General features: G+C 69.8%; 15 protein-coding genes. 7 read left to right on the plus strand and 8 right to left on the minus strand.

Translation table 11 applies throughout. The annotated features are described in order from the left end of the window. Nucleotides 1–94 precede the first annotated feature (94 nt). From lysA to argH, 3 genes are read right to left on the minus strand one after another with little or no spacing between them, the layout of a single operon-like run. The gene (lysA, locus tag PKE75_RS12675) at nucleotides 95–1,363 is read right to left on the minus strand and encodes a diaminopimelate decarboxylase (RefSeq protein WP_271169087.1); all 1,269 of its coding nucleotides are present in this window, start codon (nucleotides 1,361–1,363) and stop codon (nucleotides 95–97) included. Nucleotides 1,364–1,386: 23 nt separating this feature from the next. After that, nucleotides 1,387–1,578 (minus strand): hypothetical protein, encoded by a 192-nt coding sequence (locus tag PKE75_RS12680; protein WP_271169088.1) that lies wholly within the window; start codon nucleotides 1,576–1,578, stop codon nucleotides 1,387–1,389. Between the two features lie 33 nt (nucleotides 1,579–1,611). Next, entirely contained in the window at nucleotides 1,612–3,030 is a 1,419-nt protein-coding gene (gene argH, locus PKE75_RS12685) for an argininosuccinate lyase (RefSeq protein WP_271169089.1), read from the minus strand. 53 nt (nucleotides 3,031–3,083) lie between these two features. Between argH and tlpA the strand changes: the two genes are divergently transcribed. Beyond that, a complete protein-coding gene (tlpA, locus tag PKE75_RS12690; protein ID WP_271169090.1) occupies nucleotides 3,084–3,728 on the plus strand; it encodes a thiol:disulfide interchange protein TlpA in 645 nt (214 codons plus the stop codon). Between the two features lie 20 nt (nucleotides 3,729–3,748). Here tlpA and PKE75_RS12695 read toward each other — a convergent pair whose 3' ends face one another. Then, complete coding sequence (locus PKE75_RS12695; protein ID WP_271169091.1) at nucleotides 3,749–4,723, minus strand: NADPH:quinone oxidoreductase family protein; 975 nt, start codon at nucleotides 4,721–4,723, stop codon at nucleotides 3,749–3,751. Between the two features lie 10 nt (nucleotides 4,724–4,733). Continuing rightward, the gene (locus PKE75_RS12700; protein WP_271169092.1) at nucleotides 4,734–5,312 is read right to left on the minus strand and encodes a sigma-70 family RNA polymerase sigma factor; all 579 of its coding nucleotides are present in this window, start codon (nucleotides 5,310–5,312) and stop codon (nucleotides 4,734–4,736) included. Nucleotides 5,313–5,570: 258 nt separating this feature from the next. Between PKE75_RS12700 and PKE75_RS12705 the strand changes: the two genes are divergently transcribed. Further along, nucleotides 5,571–6,134 (plus strand): hypothetical protein, encoded by a 564-nt coding sequence (locus PKE75_RS12705; RefSeq protein WP_271169093.1) that lies wholly within the window; start codon nucleotides 5,571–5,573, stop codon nucleotides 6,132–6,134. 40 nt (nucleotides 6,135–6,174) lie between these two features. Here the strand turns inward: PKE75_RS12705 and PKE75_RS12710 are convergent, their stop codons facing one another. After that, entirely contained in the window at nucleotides 6,175–7,140 is a 966-nt protein-coding gene (locus tag PKE75_RS12710) for a tyrosine recombinase XerC (RefSeq protein ID WP_271169094.1), read from the minus strand. A gap of 101 nt (nucleotides 7,141–7,241) precedes the next feature. Continuing rightward, nucleotides 7,242–7,625 carry a DUF1236 domain-containing protein gene (locus PKE75_RS12715; RefSeq protein WP_271169095.1) on the minus strand — a complete coding sequence of 128 codons (384 nt, stop codon included), beginning with the start codon at nucleotides 7,623–7,625 and terminating at the stop codon, nucleotides 7,242–7,244. 224 nt (nucleotides 7,626–7,849) lie between these two features. Between PKE75_RS12715 and PKE75_RS12720 the strand changes: the two genes are divergently transcribed. Beyond that, complete coding sequence (locus PKE75_RS12720) at nucleotides 7,850–8,092, plus strand: hypothetical protein (protein ID WP_271169096.1); 243 nt, start codon at nucleotides 7,850–7,852, stop codon at nucleotides 8,090–8,092. A gap of 143 nt (nucleotides 8,093–8,235) precedes the next feature. Here PKE75_RS12720 and fsa read toward each other — a convergent pair whose 3' ends face one another. Beyond that, a complete protein-coding gene (fsa, locus tag PKE75_RS12725) occupies nucleotides 8,236–8,892 on the minus strand; it encodes a fructose-6-phosphate aldolase (RefSeq protein ID WP_271169097.1) in 657 nt (218 codons plus the stop codon). Between the two features lie 196 nt (nucleotides 8,893–9,088). Between fsa and PKE75_RS12730 the strand changes: the two genes are divergently transcribed. From PKE75_RS12730 to PKE75_RS12745, 4 genes are all read left to right on the plus strand, one after another. Then, nucleotides 9,089–11,263 (plus strand): primosomal protein N', encoded by a 2,175-nt coding sequence (locus tag PKE75_RS12730; protein WP_271169098.1) that lies wholly within the window; start codon nucleotides 9,089–9,091, stop codon nucleotides 11,261–11,263. Nucleotides 11,264–11,522: 259 nt separating this feature from the next. Beyond that, the gene (locus PKE75_RS12735) at nucleotides 11,523–12,083 is read left to right on the plus strand and encodes a F0F1 ATP synthase subunit delta (protein WP_271169099.1); all 561 of its coding nucleotides are present in this window, start codon (nucleotides 11,523–11,525) and stop codon (nucleotides 12,081–12,083) included. After that, entirely contained in the window at nucleotides 12,083–13,615 is a 1,533-nt protein-coding gene (gene atpA, locus PKE75_RS12740; RefSeq protein ID WP_271169100.1) for a F0F1 ATP synthase subunit alpha, read from the plus strand. Before PKE75_RS12735 ends, atpA begins: the two co-directional genes overlap by 1 nt. Nucleotides 13,616–13,646: 31 nt before the next feature. Then, complete coding sequence (locus PKE75_RS12745; protein ID WP_271169101.1) at nucleotides 13,647–14,528, plus strand: F0F1 ATP synthase subunit gamma; 882 nt, start codon at nucleotides 13,647–13,649, stop codon at nucleotides 14,526–14,528. The last annotated feature ends 24 nt before the right edge of the window (nucleotides 14,529–14,552 follow it).

Raw genomic sequence — 14,552 nt, forward strand, 5'->3', positions numbered from 1 at the left:
TCCGGGGGGCCACCCCGCGCGCCGGGCGTCACCGTAGGGTGATGAGCCGCCGCCTAGACGACCCCTCCCTCGAGAGGAGGCGAGAGAGAGAGCTCTACGTCAGCCAGTCGGGCAGCTGGTCGAGGGCGAGGAGCTCCTCGAGCGTCGGGCGGCGGCGCACCACCGCTACGCGGTCGCCGTCGACCAGGACTTCCGGGACCAGCGGGCGGGAGTTGTAGGTGCAGGCCTGCACCGCGCCATAGGCGCCGGCCGTCATGACGGCGAGCAGGTCGCCGGCTTTCGGGACGGCCATCTCGCGGTCGAGCGCGAGATAATCGCCGGTCTCGCAGACCGGGCCGACGACGTCGACGCGGGCGCGCGTGGCGTCCGGCGCCGGCTCCGCGACCGGCCAGACCTCGTGATAGGCCTCGTAGAGCGTGGGCCGGATCAGGTCGTTCATGCCCGCGTCGACGATCACGAAGGTCTTGTCGGCGCCCTGCTTCACGAACAGCACGCGGGTGAGCAGGATCCCGGCGTTGCCGACGATCAGCCGGCCCGGCTCGAAGATCAGCCTGGCGTCGACGCCCGAGGTCAGGCGCTTCACCATCGCGGCGTAGGCGTCGGGGAGCGGCGGCGGCTCGTTCGAGAGCCGGTAGGGGATGCCGAGCCCGCCCCCGACGTCGACATGGTCGATGGCGTGGCCGTCGGCGCGCAGCTCGCCGACGAAGCCGACCAGCCGCGCGATCGCGCTCTCGAACGGCGCGAGGTCGGTGATCTGGCTGCCGATATGCATGTCGACGCCCGCGACCCGGATCCCCGGCAGCGCCGCGGCCTCGGCGTAGACGGCCCGTGCGCGGTCGATCGGCACGCCGAACTTGGTCTCCGACGAGCCGGTCGAGATCTTGGCGTGGGTCTGGGCGTCGACGTCCGGGTTCACCCGCAGCGCGATGTGGGCGGTCTCGCCGCGCTGGGCCGCGATCTCGGAGAGCAGCCGCAGCTCCGGCTCGCTCTCGACGTTGAAGCACAGGATCTTCGCATCGAGCGCGGCGGCGAGCTCGCCGGCCGTCTTGCCGACGCCCGAGAAGGTGATCTTCTCGCCCGGCGTTCCCGCCTTCAGCGCGCGGAGCAGTTCGCCGCCGGAGACCACGTCCATGCCGACGCCGAGGCGCGCGATGGTGGCGAGCACCGCCTGGTTGGAGTTCGCCTTGACCGCATAGCAGACGAGGTGGTCGAGGCCGGAAAACGCCTCGTCGAACACGCGGACGTGGCGGCTCAGCGTCGCCGTCGAATAGACGTAGGCCGGCGTGCCGATCTCGGCCGCGATGCGGGCGAGCGGCGTTCCCTCGGCGTGGAGCGCGCCGTCGACATAGGCGAAGTGGTGCATGGCTTGGCGCGCCGCCGGCGGGGTTAGTTAAGGAGGCCGTCCAGCACGAAGGGCCGGGTCGATTTCTTCGGGCGCTTCGCGGTCGTGCCGTCGGGCTTGGTGACGGTCTCGACCTGCGTGCCCTGCGGATATTCCGGATCGCCCTTCTTGCCGCAGGCGCCGAGGCAGAGCGCGAGGACGAACAGGCTGGCTAGGGCGACGGCTCGGCTCGGCACGGGCTGGTGATCCTCAGATGGGCGCGGCGGACCTTAGACGGCCGCCGCACTCTTTTCGAGCGCGGCGGCCTGTTTCGCAAGCGCCTTGCGCCAGCGGGCGGCCTGGCGGCGGACGTTCGCCGGCGCGGCGCCGCCATAGCTGGTCCGGCTCTTCACGGAATTCACCACGCCGAGCACGCCTGCGACGTCGGCCGTGATGCGCGGCTCGATCTCCTGCATCGCCTCGAGCGGCAGCTTCTCGAGCGGCAGCTTCGCCTCAGACGCCTTCGCCACGATGCGGCCGGTGACGTGATGGGCCTCGCGGAACGGCATGCCGACGACCCGCACCAGCCAGTCGGCGAGGTCGGTCGCGGTCGCGTAGCCCGCGCCCGCCGAGCGCTTCATCGCGGCGAGGTTCGGGACCATGTCAGCGACCATGCCGGTCGTCGCGGCGATGCAGAGGTCGAGCGTGTCGAGCGCGTCGAACAGGCCCTCCTTGTCCTCCTGCATGTCCTTGGAATAGGCGAGCGGCAGGCCCTTCATGACCGTCATCAGCCCGACCAGAGCGCCGATCACCCGGCCGGACTTGCCGCGCACGAGCTCGGCGGCGTCCGGGTTGCGCTTCTGCGGCATGATGGACGAGCCGGTCGAGAACCGGTCGGACAGCCGGATGAAGCCGAACTGCGGCGTCGACCACAGCACGATCTCCTCGGCGAAGCGCGACAGGTGCCCGGCGCAGATCGCGGCGGCGGAGAGCGTCTCGAGCGCGAAGTCGCGGTCGGCGACGGCGTCGAGCGAGTTCGCCGTCGGCCGGTCGAAGCCGAGCGCCCGCGCGGTCATCTCGCGGTCGATCGGGAAGGACGTGCCGGCGAGCGCGGCCGAGCCCAGCGGGCATTCGTTCAGCCGCCTGCGGGCGTCGGACAGACGTCCGCGGTCCCGGCCGATCATCTCGACATAGGCCAGTAGATGGTGGCCGAAGGTCACGGGCTGCGCGCTCTGCAGATGGGTGAAGCCGGGCATCACCGAGGCCGCGTTCTCGGCGGCCTTATCCACCAGCGCCTGCTGGAGCCGCAGCAGCGAAGCCCCGAGGGCGTCCAGCGCGTCGCGGACGAACAGCCTGAAGTCGGTCGCGACCTGATCGTTGCGCGAGCGGGCGGTGTGCAGACGCCCGGCGGCTGGGCCCACGATCTCCGCTAGCCGGCTCTCGACGTTCATGTGGATGTCTTCGAGCGCTCGCGAGAAGGTGAACTCGCCGCTCTCGATCTCGGCCAGGACCTCGTCCAGACCCTTGGTGATCGCGGCGGCGTCGGCCTTCGACACGATGCCGGTCGCGGCCAGCATCGCGACATGCGCCTTGGAGCCGGCGATGTCCTGGGCGTAGAAGCGGCGGTCGAAATCAATCGACGCGTTGATGGCCTCCAGCACCGCGTCCGGCCCTTCGGCGAACCGGCCGCCCCACATCGCGTTGCTCATCGTTCCCGCGTCCTGACGCCCGGCGGCGCCGCCGGGTCACGAGGTTGAAGTCCATGCCCGAAACGGCCGCCCGTCCGCGCCGCCCGCTCTTCCGCATAGGCCTGATCGCAGCCGGCGCCGCGCTTGGGCTGGGCGCGCTCGCCCTATACGGGATCGGCGCCGGCGACAAGGCCGGGCCATGCGCCGCCAGCCCCGAAACGCTCGCCGCGATCAGCAAATCGGCGACCGGGGAACTGGCGGGGGTCGTGACCCCCTCCTCGCCGCGGCCGCTGCCGGCGCTGGCGTTCAAGGACGGCGACGGGGCCGATGTGGATATGACCCGCTTCCACGGCAAGGTCGTGCTGCTGAACCTGTGGGCGACCTGGTGCGCGCCTTGCCGCAAGGAGATGCCGGCGCTCGACGCGCTCGAGCGCGCCAAGGGCGGCGCGGACTTCGCGGTCGTTCCAGTCTCGCTCGATCTCGGCTCCGTCGACAAGCCGCGCGCCTTCCTGAAGGAGATCGGGGCCCGGAACCTGCCGCTCTATGTGGATTCGACGGGCAAGACGCTGCAGGCGCTCAAGGCGGTCGGCCGCGGCACGGGGCTGCCGACGACGCTCATCCTCGACCGCGCCGGCTGCGAGATCGGCTATCTGCCCGGCCCCGCGGAATGGGCGAGCGAAGAAGGGCGGAAGCTGATCGAGGCCGCGCTGGGGAAATAAGGCTTCGACGGAGGAGCTCTCTACGGCCGAACCAGGATCTTCCCCCGCGCCTCGCGGCGGGCGATCCGTGAGATGGCGTCGGCCGTCTCGCTGAGCGGGAGCACGAGGTCGACATGGGCGGAGACCTCGCCGGCGGCGGCCCAGTCGAACAGGCGCGCGAGTTCGGCGCGGTGAAGGGCCGGCTCCCGCGCGGCGTGCGCGCTCCAGAACACGCCGCGGATGTCGGCGCCCTTCAGCATCGGCAGGTTGAGCGGCAGCTTCGGGATGTCGCCGGCGGCGAAGCCGATGACGAGGTGCCGGCCGCGCCAGGCGAGCGCGCGGACCGCGGCCTCGGTCGCCTCTCCGCCGACGGGATCGTAGACCACGTCGACGCCGTTTCCCCCGGTCAGCTCCTTCAGCCGCAGCTTCAGGTCCTCTTTCGTGTAGTCGACGACCTCGTCGGCGCCGCGCTCGCGGGCGAAGGCGAGCCTGTCGGCCGAGGAGGCGCAGGCGATCACCCGCGCGCCGAGCAGCTTGCCGATCTCGACCGCGGCGAGCCCCGCGCCGCCGCTCGCGCCGAGCACCGCGAGCGTCTCGCCGCGCTTCAGCGCCCCGCGGTCGGCCAGCGCGTGCAGCGTGGTGCCGTAGGCGATGATGAGCCCCGCCGCGCGGTCCAGGTCGAGGTCGAGCGGAACCAGCGTCAGCGCCTCGGCCTTGGCGAGGACCTTGTCCCGGCAGCAGCCATGGCCGAGATAGCCGGCGACCCTGTCGCCCACCGCCAGCCCCTCGACGCCCTCGCCGACGGACGAAACGACCCCCGCCATCTCGCCGCCGGGCGAGAACGGCAGATCGGGCTTCGACTGGTAGCGGCCGGCGATGATCAGCGTGTCGAAGAAGTTGAGCGCGGCGTAGGCGACGTCGACCACGACTTCGCCGGGGCCGGGCTGCGGATCGGGCAGTTCGACGAATTGAAGAGCCTCGGGACCCCCGAGTTCGATGCAGAGAACCGCTTTCACGAATGAAGCCTCAAGATACGTCCGCGACGCCCTCGGCCTCGAGGCTGCGGCGCAGCCGGCCGAAGGCCAGTCGAATGCGGGACTTGACGGTGCCGAGCGGCAGGCCGGTCTCGGCCGCGATCTCGCTGTGCGAGCGCTCCTCGAAGAAGGCGAGGCGGACCAGCGACACCTGCTCCGGCGGCAGCGACTTCATGGCGCGGCGGATGAAGCCCTCGCGCTCGCGGGCGGAGGCCGCCTCGTCGGGCTGGGGGGCGTCGTCGAGCGGCGCCGCGACGTCGTCGATGTCGACCGTTGTCCCGCGGGCGCGGCGCAGCAGGTCGATGCGCCGGTTGCGGGCGATGCGATAGAGCCAGGTCCCGACCGAGGAGCGCGTGGGATCGAACGAATCCGCCTTGCGCCACAGCGCGGCCATCGCGTCCTGGCTGATCTCCTCGGCGAGCGAGGGATCGGCGCCCAGTCGCTGCAGATAGGCGGAAAGCCTGGGCGCGTAATGGTCGAAAAGCATGGCGAAGGCGGCCTTGTCCCGGTCCGCGGCGACGCGCGCGACCAGCCGGGCCATTTCCGAAGCGATGTCCGATGACGAGATCATCGTTCGCGACGCCTTCGCTCTTCACCGTTTCACGCCCCGTGACGATATCATAGGGCGGCCCGCGCCGACGTCAGGACTAAAGCACGTCCTTTTGCGCGAGCCTACCGGTGCGAAGACTGGTCAAATTTTCTAAACCTTTGCCGTAGATTCATTTTGGACGCCCTTCGGCGGCCCGCGACGCGGAGCCGCCGGCCGTGGGGGTCTCTTGGGAACGCTGCGACGCCCTTGCGGTCGCCGCCGGAAATCGAAAGCGACGCCATGACCGACCGCCTCCGCTCCGCCGTCTTTCTCGCCGCTACGCTGATCGCTTTCACGGCAGGCGGCGCGGCGCACGCGCAGACCGCGCCCGCTGCGACCGTCCAGCCGACCTCGATCGGCGAGTTCAAGGACTGGACCGCCTATGCGGCGCCGGTGAAGGGCGGCAAGGTCTGCTACGCGCTCGCCAATCCCGAAGAGGGACGACGGCGCGCCGCCAAGCCGTCGAACGCGTTCTTCTTCGTGTCGAACCGGCCGCAGGAGGGAATCGTGAACGAGGTCAGCGTCACGCCGGGCTTCACGCTCAAGGCCGACAGCGCGGTCGAGGTCGACATCGACGGCGTCGACTTCAAGATGGCGCCGCGCGGCGACGGCGCCTTCATGAACACCAACGAGGAGCAGGCCGCGATGGTCAAAGCCATGCGGGAGGGCCGCCGCGACATGAAGATCAAGCTGACGCCGACCCGCGGCCGCGCCACGACGCAGGTCTATTCGCTCTCGGGCGTGGCCGGCGCGATCGACAAGATCAACGCCGAATGCCGCCCGGCCGCCGCCAAGGCGCGGTGAGGACTGCGAGAAAAGCGGCCGTTCCGGAACGGGTTCCGCTTTAGCCTGCGCGCGCCCTCGGGTGAAACGCGGCGTGGATCGCCATCAGGCGTGCGCCGTCGACCTCGGTGTAGATCTGCGTGGTCGACAGGCTGGCGTGGCCGAGCAGCTCCTGGATGGTCCGAAGGTCGCCCCCGCGCGCGAGCAGGTGGGTCGCGAAGGAGTGGCGCAGCGCATGCGGCGTCGCTGTGTCGGGCAGGCCGAGGCCGCCGCGCATGCGCGCCACCGCCTGCTGAACGATGCGCGGGTTGAGCGGACCGCCCTTGGCGCCCACGAACAGCGGCCCCTCGGGCTTCAGGCTCCATGGGCACTGCGCGAGATAGGCGGCCACCGCCTCCTGCACGGCGGCGATCACCGGCAGCTGACGCCGCTTGGAGCCCTTGCCCAGCACCTCGATGCGGTCGACGCCGGGAACCGGCGCCTCGGCGCGCGTCAGCGACAGCGCCTCGGAAATGCGCAGGCCGCAGCCGTAGAGCAGCGCCAGCACCGCGGCGTCGCGGGCGAGCACCCAGTCGGCCCTCTCTTCGCCGGCGCGGGTCTCTGCGTCGAGCATCTTGCGGGCCGCAGGGGGCGAGATCGGCTTCGGCAGGCTGCGCGCGATCTTCGGCGAGCGGACGGCCGCGAAGGCCGAGGCCTCGCCGCGCCCGGTCAGCGCCAGCCTGCGGGCGAAGGAGCGCGAGGCGGCGAGGCCGCGCATCAGCGAGCGGCTCTGGAGGCCGTCGTTCCGGCGCGCGGAGAGGAAGGCGCGGATGTCTCGCGGGGTGAGGGAGACCAGATCGGCGAGCGTCGCAGGCGCCCCGAGATGGGTCTGCAGGAAGCCGAGGAAGATGCGCACGTCCCGACCGTAGGCCTCGACGGTGTGCGGCGAGAGCCTGCGCTCGTTCGCGAGGCCCGACAGCCAGTCGGCGTAAGCCGCTCGGACGTCCTCGGCGGCGGGAAGAATTGCGGAGGCTGAAGGCTCGGACATGGCGCCAGCCTAGCGCGAGGCCCTTAAGCGGGTCTCACCAAACGAAAAAGCCCCGCGCGAATGAACGCGCAGGGCCTTTCCTTGAGATCGGATCGGACATCTTACTCGACGACTTCGACGACCTTACGCTTCGACGACACGATGTAGCGACGGTCGTTCACCACGGTGTAGCTGTAGTCGGTGTCCGGAACGCTGTAGATTTCGACGTCTTCCGGCAGGGTGGAGCCGACCTGGACGTCGCCCTCATAACGGATGGAGGGACGCTGCTCCTTCACGACGTATTCGTGGACCTCGCGGGGCGGGGCCATGGCGGTGCCGACCACCGCGCCGGCGACGCCGCCGACGGCCGCTCCTACGGGACCGCCGACGATGGCTCCGGTGACGGCGCCGCCGGCGGCGCCGCTAACGGTGCCCTCCTGGGCGTAAGCTGCGACAGGAGCGGCGGCGGCAACGGCGAGTGCAAAAGCAATGGTGCGAGTGCGCATCTTGGTGTCTTCCTCGGTTGTTATTCCGCCCACCATCGAAACGCGGTATGTGAAAAAACGTTCCGGACAGTCGATCCTCACATTATGTTTCGGTTCGTGAGGCTCGGCCGGCCGTCGCCGTGTCGTCGCGCTGTCCGGTCGGCGACAGGACTTCGATGCAACTCAATTCCTCGCGTAATAATTTGAACCGAGCGCGCTTGTAGCGACGTTTGCCGGAGGACGAGATGAAAGTGGCCCTGATGCTTCTTGCGCTGCTGGCGCTCGCGGGTTGCGCGACTCCGGAGCAACTGGCGGAGGCCGACAAGCAGAAATGCCGCGGCTACGGCATGAGGCCGGGGACGGAGGCCTTCGCGAACTGCCGCATGACGCTCGACGTCGAGCGCCGACGCGAGCTGAGGCGCGCGTTCGACGATCCCTATTTCGGCCGCGGCTACGGACCCTATGGCGGAGGCCCGTTCTGGTATTGAGCCATCAGTCCTGATGGCGGGACCAGAACGGCGTCGTCCTCCGGCTTGACCGGAGGATCCATCTTGGAGCTCGAGCGCTACGCTCGAACATGGGTGGTCCGGTCAGGCCGGACCACGACGGCGCGCGGCGAGGCGGACCCGCCTCACTCGATGGTCTGGCCGGTCTTCGCCCAGTCGGCGACGAACTGCTCGAGGCCCTTGTCGGTCAGAGGATGCTTGACGAGGCTCTTGAGCGTCGAGGGCGGGATCGTCGCGACGTCGGCGCCGGCCTTGGCGGCGTCCTTGACGTGGTTCACGCCGCGGATCGAGGCGGCGAGGATCTCCGTCGAGAAGTCAGGATAGTTATCGTAGATCGTGCGGATGTCCTGAATCAGCTCCATGCCGTCGATGCCCATGTCGTCGAGCCTGCCGACGAAGGGCGAGACGAAGGTCGCGCCGGCCTTGGCGGCGAGCAGCGCCTGCGGCGCGCTGAAGCAGAGCGTGACGTTGACCATCGTGCCGTCCGACGTCAGCGCCTTGCAGGCCTTGAGCCCGTCCCAGGTGAGCGGCACCTTGACCGTGACGTTGTCGGCGATCTTCCGCAGGATCTCGGCCTGCTTCATGATCGTCTCGTAGTCGGTGGCGCTGACCTCGGCCGACACCGGACCGTCGACGACGTCGCAGATGTCCTTGATGATCTCCTTGAAGGGCCGGTTGGCCTTCAGCACGAGCGAGGGATTGGTGGTCACGCCGTCGAGCACGCCCATGGCGGCGAGTTCGCGGATCTCGCCGATGTCGGCGGTGTCGACAAAGAATTTCATCGCGGAAAGGTCCTCGGTTCAAAAAGATCGGCGGCGCGGCGGCGTCTCGAACATCACTTGGCGCGGGGGCCAGCCTCGCGCAAGGCGATTCGGCCGGGACGCGGGGCTGCGTCCGGCGCGCAGCGCTTGACGCAGGCGGCGCCTTGCGAGGAAGAGGCGGGCCTCGCCTCCTCGAACAGGACGTCCCGTTCATCCCATGACCGCGCCAAGAACCGTCGAGGTGCTGCTGCCGGTCGCGTTCGACCGTGCGCTGACCTATGCGGTCCCGGACGGGCTCGAGGTCGCGCCCGGCGACGTCGTCGTGGCGCCGCTCGGGACGCGCCCGACGGTCGGCGTGGTGTGGGACGGCGGCGGCGCCGAGGTCGAGGGCGCGCGGCTCAAGGCTCTTCTCGGCAAGGTCGCCGCAAGCGGGCTCAGCGCAAGCATGCGCGGCTTCGTCGACTGGGTCGCCGCCTACACGCTCGCGCCCCGCGGCCAGGTGCTGCGCATGGCGATGCGGGGGCTGGCGGCCGACGAAGGCCCGCGCGAGCCGCGGATGGGGCTGAAGGCGACGGGCAAGGCCCCTGGCCGCCGGACGCCGGCGCGCGACAAGGCGCTGGCGGCTGCGGCGAACGGCGAGACTTGGTCGAAGAAGCAGCTGGCGGAGTCCGCGGGCGTGTCGGCCTCGGTGCTCGACGGCCTCGTCGCGGACGGCGCGCTGGCGCTCAGTCCCCTCCCGCCTCCTCCCCCGCCGCCGCGGCCGGACCCGCATCTGCCGGGCCCGGAGCTCTCGCCCGAGCAGGCGAGCGCGGCGGCCGCCCTGCGGGCGGCGGTCGCGGCGCGCAGCTTCAGCGTCACTCTGCTCGACGGCGTGACGGGCTCGGGCAAGACGGAGGTCTATTGCGAGGCGGTCGCCGAGGCGCTGGCGCAGGGCCGGCAGGCGCTCGTTATGGCGCCGGAGATCGCGCTCACCGTTCCCTTCCTCGACCGCTTCGCGAAACGCTTCGGCGCGCGGCCCGCCGTCTGGCATGCGAGCGTCGGCGAGAAGGGCCGCGAGGCGGTGCGGCGCGGCGTCGCCGACGGATCGATCCAGGCTGTCGTCGCCGCCCGCTCCGGCCTGTTCCTGCCGTTCAGGGATCTTGCGCTGGTCGTGGTCGATGAGGAGCACGACGCCGCCTACAAGCAGGAGGACGGCGTCTCCTACAACGCCCGCGACATGGCGGTGGTGCGCGGCCGGATCGAGGGCGCCGCGATCGTGCTGGCCTCCGCGACGCCCTCGCTGGAAACCCGCATCAACGCCGAGCGCGGCCGCTACGGCCGGCTGGCGCTCCCCGCGCGCTTCGGCGGCCGGACGATGCCGGAGATCAAGGCGATCGACATGCGCCGCGCCGGCCCCGTGAAGGGCGAGTGGCTGGCGCCGGCGCTGGTCTCGGCGGTCACGCAGACGCTCGCCGCCGGCGAGCAGGCGCTGCTGTTCCTCAACCGCCGCGGCTACGCCCCGCTGACGCTCTGCCGCCGCTGCGGCCACCGCATGAAATGCCCGCATTGCGCGGCGTGGCTGGTGGAGCACCGATTCCGGGCGAGCCTCGTCTGCCACCATTGCGGCTACACCGCGCACAGCCCGAAGACCTGCCCGGCCTGCGCGGCCGAGGATTCGCTGGTGGCCTGCGGACCCGGCGTCGAGCGCATCCGCGACGAGGCGGTCGCGCGGTTCCCGGACGCGCGGGTCGCGATCCTGTCGAGCGACCTGATCGGCGCCGGCGAACGGCTGAGGGCCGAGCTCGACGCCATAGAGCGCGGCGCGGTCGACATCGTCGTCGGCACGCAGATGGTCACGAAAGGCCACCACTTCCCCGGGCTGACCCTGGTCGGGGCGATCGACGCCGATTTCGCGCTCGGGGCGGCCGACCCGAGGGCCGCCGAGCGCACCTTCCAGATGCTGCAGCAGGTGACGGGCCGCGCGGGGCGCGGCGAGCGTCCGGGCCGGGCGCTGATCCAGACCCACGAGCCCGACCACCCGGTGATTCGCGCGCTCGCCGCGAACGACCGCGAGGGTTTCTACCGGGCGGAGGCGATCGCGCGGGAAGCCGCGATGATGCCGCCGTTCGGACGGCTGGCGGCGATCGTCGTGTCGGCGCCGACGCGGGAGCTCGCCGAGGCGCACGGCCGGGCGCTCGCCCGCTCGGCTCCGAAGCAGGAGACCGTGCGGGTTCTGGGCCCGGCGGAAGCGCCGCTCGCGATGGTCCGCGGCCGCCACCGCATGCGCCTGCTGGTCCAGGCGCCGCGCGCGGTCGACGTCCCGGCCTACCTGAGGTCGTGGCTCGCCGCCGCGCCTCCCGCCCGCGGCGGCGTGAGGGTCGCGGTCGACGTCGACCCTCAGAGCTTCATGTGACCGCCTCATCCGGGCGCCTTTGCGTGATCGGATGACGGCCTGACGACCGGCAAGTCACTGCGGCGTCTCGGTTATTATTCATCTGGCCACAAACGCGCCATTTTGTTGCGGCCCGCCGCGCGGCGTGTTAGTCACCCACCGCATCCAGAAAGACGCCTTTCGGGACGCGGGCCGCAAGGTCCTCAGACCCCTTTGTTCGGGAGGTTCGGAGCGCCCGCTCCGGTTTCAGCCCTTGGCTCCAACCAGCGAGAGACGCTCGGTGGCAGGTAAAGACACAATCGTGTCAGGAATGGCGGGTCGCTACGCGACCGCCCTGTTCGACCTCGCGAAAGAGGCTGGCGCGATCGATGCGGTCGCAGCCGACCTCGATACGCTGTCTTCCCTTCTCGCAGAGAGCGACGACCTGCGTCGCCTGACGCTGAGCCCGGTGTTCTCCGCCGAGGACCAGTCCAGGGCGATCATCGCGGTGCTCGATCGCGCCGGGATCGGCGGCCTCACCGCCAAGTTCGTGAAGCTCGTCGCGCAGAACCGCCGGCTTTTCGCGATCGAGCCCATGATCAAGGGTTTTCGCGCGCTGGCCGCCGCCGAGCGTGGCGCCGCGACCGCCGAAGTGACCGTGGCGGAGGCGCTGACAGACGGCCGCCGCGCCGCGCTCGCCAAGGCGCTCCAGGACGTCACGGGCAAGACGGTCGACGTCGACGTGAAGGTCGACCCCAAAATTCTCGGCGGGATCATCGTGCGGCTCGGTAGCCGCATGGTCGACGCCTCGCTGAAGACCAAGCTCAATTCCATCAAACTTGCGATGAAAGAGGTCGGCTGATGGACATTCGCGCCGCCGAGATCACCTCGATCCTCAAGGATCAGATCCAGAATTTCGGGCAGGAGGCTGAGGTCTCCGAAGTTGGACAGGTGCTGTCGATCGGAGACGGCATCGCCCGCGTCTACGGCCTCGACAACGTCCAGTACGGCGAGATGGTCGAGTTCAAGGATGGCGTCCGCGGGATGGCGCTCAACCTCGAGAACGACAATGTCGGCGTCGTCGTGTTCGGCGCCGACCGCGGCATCTCCGAGGGCGACACGGTCAAGCGGACCGGCGCGATCGTGGACGTCCCCGTCGGCCGCGGCCTGCTCGGCCGCGTTGTCGACGCGCTCGGCAACCCGATCGACGGCAAGGGTCCGATCGAGTCGACCGAGCGTCGCCGCGTCGACGTGAAGGCGCCGGGCATCATCCCGCGCAAGTCTGTCCACGAGCCGATGCAGACCGGCATCAAGTCGATCGACGCGCTGATCCCGGTCGGCCGCGGCCAGCGCGAGCTGATCATCGGCGACCGCCAGACCGGCAAGACCGCGGTCGCCCTCGACACCATCCTGAACCAGAAGGCGATCAACGCCGGCACGGACGAGAGCGCCAAGCTCTATTGCGTCTATGTCGCGATCGGCCAGAAGCGCTCCACCGTCGCGCAGTTCGTGAAGGTGCTCGAGGAGCACGGCGCGCTCGAATATTCCATCATCATCGCGGCCACCGCATCCGACCCGGCCCCGATGCAGTATCTCGCGCCGTTCGCCGGCTGCGCGATGGGCGAGTATTTCCGCGACAACGGCATGCACGCGCTGATCGTCTATGACGATCTGTCGAAGCAGGCCGTGGCCTACCGCCAGATGTCTCTGCTGCTGCGCCGCCCGCCGGGCCGCGAGGCCTATCCGGGCGACGTGTTCTATCTTCACTCGCGCCTGCTCGAGCGCGCCGCGAAGCTCAACGACGAGAACGGCGCCGGCTCGCTGACCGCGCTTCCCGTGATCGAGACGCAGGCGAACGACGTCTCGGCCTACATCCCGACCAACGTGATCTCGATCACCGACGGCCAGATCTTCCTGGAATCCGACCTGTTCTACCAGGGCGTACGCCCGGCGGTGAACGTCGGCATCTCGGTGTCGCGCGTCGGCTCCGCCGCCCAGATCAAGGCGATGAAGCAGGTCGCCGGCAAGATCAAGGGCGAGCTCGCGCAGTACCGCGAGATGGCCGCCTTCGCGCAGTTCGGCTCCGACCTCGACGCCTCGACCCAGCGCCTGCTGAACCGTGGCGCGCGCCTCACCGAACTCCTCAAGCAGCCGCAGTTCTCGCCGCTGCGCGTCGAGGAGCAGGTGATCGTGATCTATGCGGGCACCAACGGCTATCTGGACAAGCTGCCGGTCGACAAGGTCCGCGCCTACGAGGCCGGGCTGCTCGAGCGCCTCAACTCCAGCGAGACCGAGCTGCTCGAGACGATCCGGACCGACAAGCAGCTCAAGGATCCGACGATCGAGAAGATCAAGGCTCTCCTCGAGAGCTACACCAAGTCCTTCTCGGCGTGATCTCGGCTTAAACGGAGTTTCGAGCGCGCCCATGGCGAGCCTCAAGGACCTCAGAAACCGCATCGCCTCGGTCAAGGCGACGCAGAAGATCACCAAGGCCATGCAGATGGTCGCGGCGGCGAAGCTGCGTCGCGCGGAGATGGCGGCGGCGGCCGCGCGTCCCTACGCCGAACGGATGGAGCGGGTTCTCGCAAACCTCGCCTCCAGCATGAAGGACGCGCCCGGCGCGCCCCGGCTGCTGGCGGGCACGGGCGAGGACAAGCGCCATCTGCTGGTCGTGATGACGGCGGACCGCGGCCTCGCCGGCGGCTTCAACTCGTCGATCGCGCGTCTCGCGCGGGAGCACGCCCGCAAGCTCATCGCCGAGGGCAAGGAAATCCGCATCCTGTGCGTGGGACGCAAGGGCGCCGACATCCTGCGTCGCCAGTTCCCCGGCAAGCTCGACGACATCATCTCGCTGCGCGAGGTGAAGAGCATCAATTTCGGCACCGCGTCCGGCATCAGCGAGCGCGTCCTCGAGGAATTCCGCGAGGGCAAGTTCGACGTCGCGACGATGTTCTACTCGAAGTTCAAGTCGGTCGTGAGCCAGACCCCGACGGCGCAGCAGATCGTGCCGGCCGAGATCCCGGCCGACCAGACCGGCGACCTGCTCGAAGGCGCGGTCTACGAATACGAGCCGAGCGAGGAGGAGATCCTCGAGGATCTGCTGCCGAAGAACGTCGCCATCCAGGTGTTCAAGGGGCTGCTGGAGAACGCGGCCTCCGAGCAGGGCGCGCGCATGTCCGCGATGGACAACGCCACCCGCAACGCCGGCGACATGATCAAGAAGCTGTCGCTGGTCTACAACCGCACCCGACAGGCGCAGATCACCAAGGAGCTGATCGAGATCATCTCCGGCGCCGAGGCGCTTTAAGGAAGGTTGCGGCGAAGCTATGCT

Origin of the sequence: Hansschlegelia plantiphila (assembly GCF_027922265.1) — a bacterium.
Lineage (GTDB): Bacteria > Pseudomonadota > Alphaproteobacteria > Rhizobiales > Methylopilaceae > Methylopila > Methylopila plantiphila.

Coding starts and splice junctions, on each gene's coding strand:
- lysA (WP_271169087.1), bottom strand. CDS start 1,363: ATGCACCACTTCGCCTATGTCGACGGCGCGCTCCACGCCGAGGGAACG.
- argH (WP_271169089.1), bottom strand. CDS start 3,030: ATGAGCAACGCGATGTGGGGCGGCCGGTTCGCCGAAGGGCCGGACGCG.
- tlpA (WP_271169090.1), top strand. CDS start 3,084: ATGCCCGAAACGGCCGCCCGTCCGCGCCGCCCGCTCTTCCGCATAGGC.
- PKE75_RS12700 (WP_271169092.1), bottom strand. CDS start 5,312: ATGATCTCGTCATCGGACATCGCTTCGGAAATGGCCCGGCTGGTCGCG.
- PKE75_RS12705 (WP_271169093.1), top strand. CDS start 5,571: ATGACCGACCGCCTCCGCTCCGCCGTCTTTCTCGCCGCTACGCTGATC.
- PKE75_RS12710 (WP_271169094.1), bottom strand. CDS start 7,140: ATGTCCGAGCCTTCAGCCTCCGCAATTCTTCCCGCCGCCGAGGACGTC.
- PKE75_RS12715 (WP_271169095.1), bottom strand. CDS start 7,625: ATGCGCACTCGCACCATTGCTTTTGCACTCGCCGTTGCCGCCGCCGCT.
- PKE75_RS12720 (WP_271169096.1), top strand. CDS start 7,850: ATGAAAGTGGCCCTGATGCTTCTTGCGCTGCTGGCGCTCGCGGGTTGC.
- fsa (WP_271169097.1), bottom strand. CDS start 8,892: ATGAAATTCTTTGTCGACACCGCCGACATCGGCGAGATCCGCGAACTC.
- PKE75_RS12730 (WP_271169098.1), top strand. CDS start 9,089: ATGACCGCGCCAAGAACCGTCGAGGTGCTGCTGCCGGTCGCGTTCGAC.
- atpA (WP_271169100.1), top strand. CDS start 12,083: ATGGACATTCGCGCCGCCGAGATCACCTCGATCCTCAAGGATCAGATC.
- PKE75_RS12745 (WP_271169101.1), top strand. CDS start 13,647: ATGGCGAGCCTCAAGGACCTCAGAAACCGCATCGCCTCGGTCAAGGCG.